Annotated in this window: 4 protein-coding genes; 2 read left to right on the forward strand and 2 right to left on the reverse strand. The window is 67.4% G+C overall.

All coding sequences use genetic code 11. The features are described 5' to 3' along the window. Positions 1–207 precede the first annotated feature (207 nt). Positions 208–1,692 (reverse strand): FAD-dependent oxidoreductase, encoded by a 1,485-nt coding sequence (locus WA965_RS09775; RefSeq protein WP_526294340.1) that lies wholly within the window; start codon positions 1,690–1,692, stop codon positions 208–210. Between the two features lie 89 nt (positions 1,693–1,781). On the opposite strand from WA965_RS09775, the gene WA965_RS09780 reads away from it, so the two are divergent. Next, positions 1,782–2,345: a TetR/AcrR family transcriptional regulator gene (locus tag WA965_RS09780; RefSeq protein ID WP_526294341.1), complete on the forward strand. Its 564-nt coding sequence runs from the start codon at positions 1,782–1,784 to the stop codon at positions 2,343–2,345. Positions 2,346–2,372: 27 nt separating this feature from the next. Beyond that, positions 2,373–2,999 (forward strand): PaaI family thioesterase, encoded by a 627-nt coding sequence (locus WA965_RS09785; protein WP_526294342.1) that lies wholly within the window; start codon positions 2,373–2,375, stop codon positions 2,997–2,999. On the opposite strand, the gene WA965_RS09790 is transcribed toward WA965_RS09785, so the two are convergent. After that, a partial coding sequence (locus WA965_RS09790; protein ID WP_526447433.1) for an FUSC family protein occupies positions 2,971–4,180 on the reverse strand: 1,210 nt, incomplete at its 5' end. The genes WA965_RS09785 and WA965_RS09790 overlap by 29 nt on opposite strands.

The raw sequence follows: 4,180 nt of genomic DNA on the forward strand, positions 1-4,180 counted from the left end.
AATCTAGAGGCCCACCGCGTGCGCGTCCCTCACCTCATCACGGACACGCCGAACACCGCACTCTCACACCAAAAACCACCGCTGAACAGCGGAAAAGCACCCACGAAAACCCGTGGAGCGCCACATACTTTCGACCACCGACAAAACGCTCCGCAATGTGACTCCAGAAACCACAGTGACACAAGTGAATTCAGCGAGCGCCGGGCGTCAGCGAGGCTTGATGAACCACCGGGACAACCACTGATCCAATTCCGCGCCGTCGTCCGATCCGCCCGCCGCAGCCAGGTAGCCGTCGGGCCGCACCAGCATCCACGTGCCGGCGTCCGGAGCGGGGTCCTTTCGTAGCGTGACGATCCCGTCCCAGGAGCGCCCCACGTCGGCGACCGCTCCGTCACCGACAAAAAGTGTCAGCGCCGACAGGTCGAGCGCGTCGTACAAGCCCGAAGTGTCCGGCACCCGATCACCGGCGCGCAGGTCGTCGAGGCTGCCGGCGGCCCGGGCGAGAGCGTCACCGCGGTAGCCGGCGGACAGTTGACCGAACATCGACGCGGCCGCATTCTGAATACGGTTGCGCGACAGCGCTCGCGGCGCCATCCGGATCCGCACCGCATGCACGATCGGATTGGTGGAGTTGAAGATCCGGGTGCCGATCTCGGTGACTCGGATCAACCTGCGAATGACGGGAAGTCGCTCGGAACTGTAGGTGTCGAGCAGGTCCGGCTTCGCCCGACCGTCGAGCACCATGGCGAGCTTCCACGCAAGATTGATCATGTCCTGGATGCCGAGGTTCATGCCCTGTCCGCCAGCCGGGCTGTGGACGTGCGCGGCGTCACCGCCGAGGAACACCCGGCCGGACCTCAGCGCGGGCACGTGGCGGCTGTTGATGCGGAACCGCGAACTCCAGTTCGGCGAATGCAACCGCGCAGGGATGTGCGCCGCCCGGTTGTACAGCTCCTGGATCTGCGCGACCGTCGGATCGTCGTCGCCGACCGTTTTCCGGGGATCGGTCGCCATGAGTCGAAACCTGCCGTCTCCCATTGGGAAAAGAGCAATGAAGCCGCCGGCGGCGAGAAAAATCGACACCTGATCCTGCGGAACGGCGCCCTCGACGCGGAGGTCGGCGAGAACGTAATTGTGGGGGAGCGTCCTGCCGGGGAACCCCACCCCCAGCGCCTTCCGGACGGTGCTGTGTGGCCCGTCGGCGGCGATCACATAAGACGCGGTCAGCACCTCCCGCTCGCCGATACCGCTGCTCAGCGTGACCTCGACCGGCCGCTCAGCCCCCCGATCGCGGACCGAGGTCACCTCCACGCCGCGCTCGACCTTGACGCCTTGACGTTCCAGTTGTTCGGCCAGCAGTCGCTCGGTCTCGGACTGGGCGAGCATCAGGATGAAGTTGAAATCGCTTGGCATGCGGTGGAGTTCGATCGGAGCGAGTTTTCGCCCGTCGGCATACAGGGCGGCGGCGTGGGCCCGGTTGCCCAGCGCGAGCATCGTGTCGCCGACCCCGCGCACCCGCAGCAGCTCAAGCGTGCGCGCTTGAACCGCCAGAGCGCGAGATTCCGCGGACGGCTGTGCGGCCCGGTCGACGATGCGCACGGCGACCCCGAGACGGGACAGCTCCAGTGCTGCAGTCAGACCGGTGGGTCCCGCGCCGACGATCAGGACCGGGATGGCCGGAGAGGTGGCCATGAGAGCTCCTCACTGCTAAGTCAACAACTGATGACTTACGATACCCACGCCGGCGCCGATGTCAACACCCGGTGACTTATGCTGTGGGGATGACAACGACGCGGGCGCGCAATGCGGACGGAACCCGGGCTGAGATCCTGGCCGCCGCGCGCAGGCGATTCGGAAGCGATGGATACGAACGGACCACCCTGCGAGCGGTCGCCGCGGACGTCGGTGTTGACGCCGCGCTGGTCATTCGTTATTTCGGCAACAAGCAGCAACTGTTCGCCACTGCGGTCGACTTCACGCTGAACCTGCCCGATCTGACGAAGTTGCCGCCCGACGACATGGCCGCGGCGCTGATGCAACGTTTCTTCGCCCTCTGGGAGGCCGAGTCGACCTTCGTCGCACTGTTGCGCGCTGCGATGACGAGTTCGACAGCGACCGACACGATGCGGAAGGTGTTCGCGACACAGGTGGCGCCCACCATCGCCGCGGTTGCGCCTGACAATCCGGGGCCGAGGGCCGCGTTGATCGGTTCGCTGATCCTCGGCATGGCCACGACGCGCTATGTACTCGAGGCCCCGGCGGCGAGAGCGATGGACCACGACGAGCTTCTCGGGTGGGTGCGTCCGATCATCAGGGACCTGCTTGTCGGACCCGCTCCGCAGTGACGAACCGGAACGTGTTCTAGTCGACGGATGCTGGATTACACCCGTGCCGAGAACCTCAGCGCTGCCGATGTCGCGCGGCTCCGCGCCGTCTACGAGCCGCTGACGCAGTCGGTGCGCGATCTCGTCGACGCAACCATCCGCACCGAAGTCGATGCCGACGCGGTCGCCGCTGCCACCGCCGAGATCGATTCGGCCACAGCACGGTTGCGCGCGAAGCAGCGGGACGGGTCTTTCGGAATCCAGTTCGGAGCCGACGGGGATTCGATGCCGTGGGGCAACGCAGTGATCGGCGTGCGCAATCCGACCGCTCCGCCACTGATGATCCGCCGGATGCCCGACGGGTCCGTGGCGAGCGACTTCTATCTGGGCGCGGCATTCGAAGGGCCACCGGGGCACGTCCACGGCGGCGTCTCGGCCATGATCCTCGACCATGTACTCGGGGATGCAGTGAGCACACCGGGCAAGCACCGCCTGACCGGGACGATCACGGTGCGCTACCGGCGACTGACGCCGCTGGGCCGGGTGCGCGCCGAGGCCAGGGTCACCCGCAGCGAGGGTTTCAAGTCCTATGCCCTCGGGCACCTCGCCGACGAAGAGGGGGTGACGGTCGAGGCCGAAGGCGTCTTCATCGAACCGCGCTGGGCCCGGGACTGACCACGATCACCGACAGATGGACGGTGATCGTGCCGATCTCGGCCACCAGCAGCCGCGCCGCGCCGTCCTCGGCGCCACGCTCGGACACTGCATCGCGCAGGCGGTGGTCAGCGGCCGCCAACTCCACGGTGTCCACCGACCACGGCGACGCCGGCGTCGGCGGGTCGCCGCAGAGCGATTCGACGTACTCGTCGACGGCCTGCACGAATCCCCGACTCCACTCCGCCGAGCGGCTGCTGGGGAAGTTGGCTTCCAGCGTCGTGCAGGATGCGGTGACGGCGTTCAGTGCCGTCCGGTACGACCTGAGCCAGTGTCGCAATTCGCGGGTGTCCATGCGCGTGGCACCTGCGGCGGCCTCGAAAGCCGCGCGCGCTCGGAACGCCCGCTGCCACGCCGCCGACATCGTGTCGGCAGGGTTGTCGACCTCGTGCACACAGGCCCTGATCACCGTTGCGGCATAGTCGACCTCGGTTTTCAACAGCTCACCGGCCCGCTGTCCCAACCTGGTCAAGGCGTCATCGGGGAGCAGGACGTGGGCGATCACCGCCATCGCGCCGCCGACCAACGAGGCGAACAACAGCGCACCCGGGGTCGGCGAGTCGCCGGTCCGGTCGATGTTGATCAGGAAGACCACGGCGGCCGTCAGCGACGCCGACAGCGCCAAATAGCCGACTCCGGAAGCGACGTAGGCGATTCCGACGCAGGCGATCGCCAGTACCGCCGACACCACCGCGCCGGGATCGATCAGGACGAGCGCGCCCGCCGCGACCACGATTCCGACGACGCTTCCCGCCAACCGCCCCACACACCGGGTGTAGGTGTGGGCGGTCTCGGGTCGCAACACCATCAACACGGTCAGCGGTATCCAGTAACCGTGGGCCACATCGGCGTAACGCTCGACAGCACAACCCGCCGCCACGGCGGCAGCGAGGCGCACAGCGTGCCGGAACACCGGGGAATGCCGGTCGAGATGGCGGCGGGTCAGATCCAGCGCCGAACGCAGCGAGGTCCGCAGCTCAGGCCGACGAAGACGCAGGGCGTCGGGGGAGGATGGCACAAAATCGCCCAGACGGACCGCCACCGCTTCGTGCAACTGCGTCGAAAGCCGCTGCACCACCGCCGACTCCGGTCCGGCCAGCTCGTCGGCGGCCGCGTCCAGGCGCCGTATCGCGGCGTCGGCG

The sequence above is a fragment of the Mycobacterium sp. genome, assembly GCF_049683935.1.
Lineage (GTDB): Bacteria > Actinomycetota > Actinomycetes > Mycobacteriales > Mycobacteriaceae > Mycobacterium.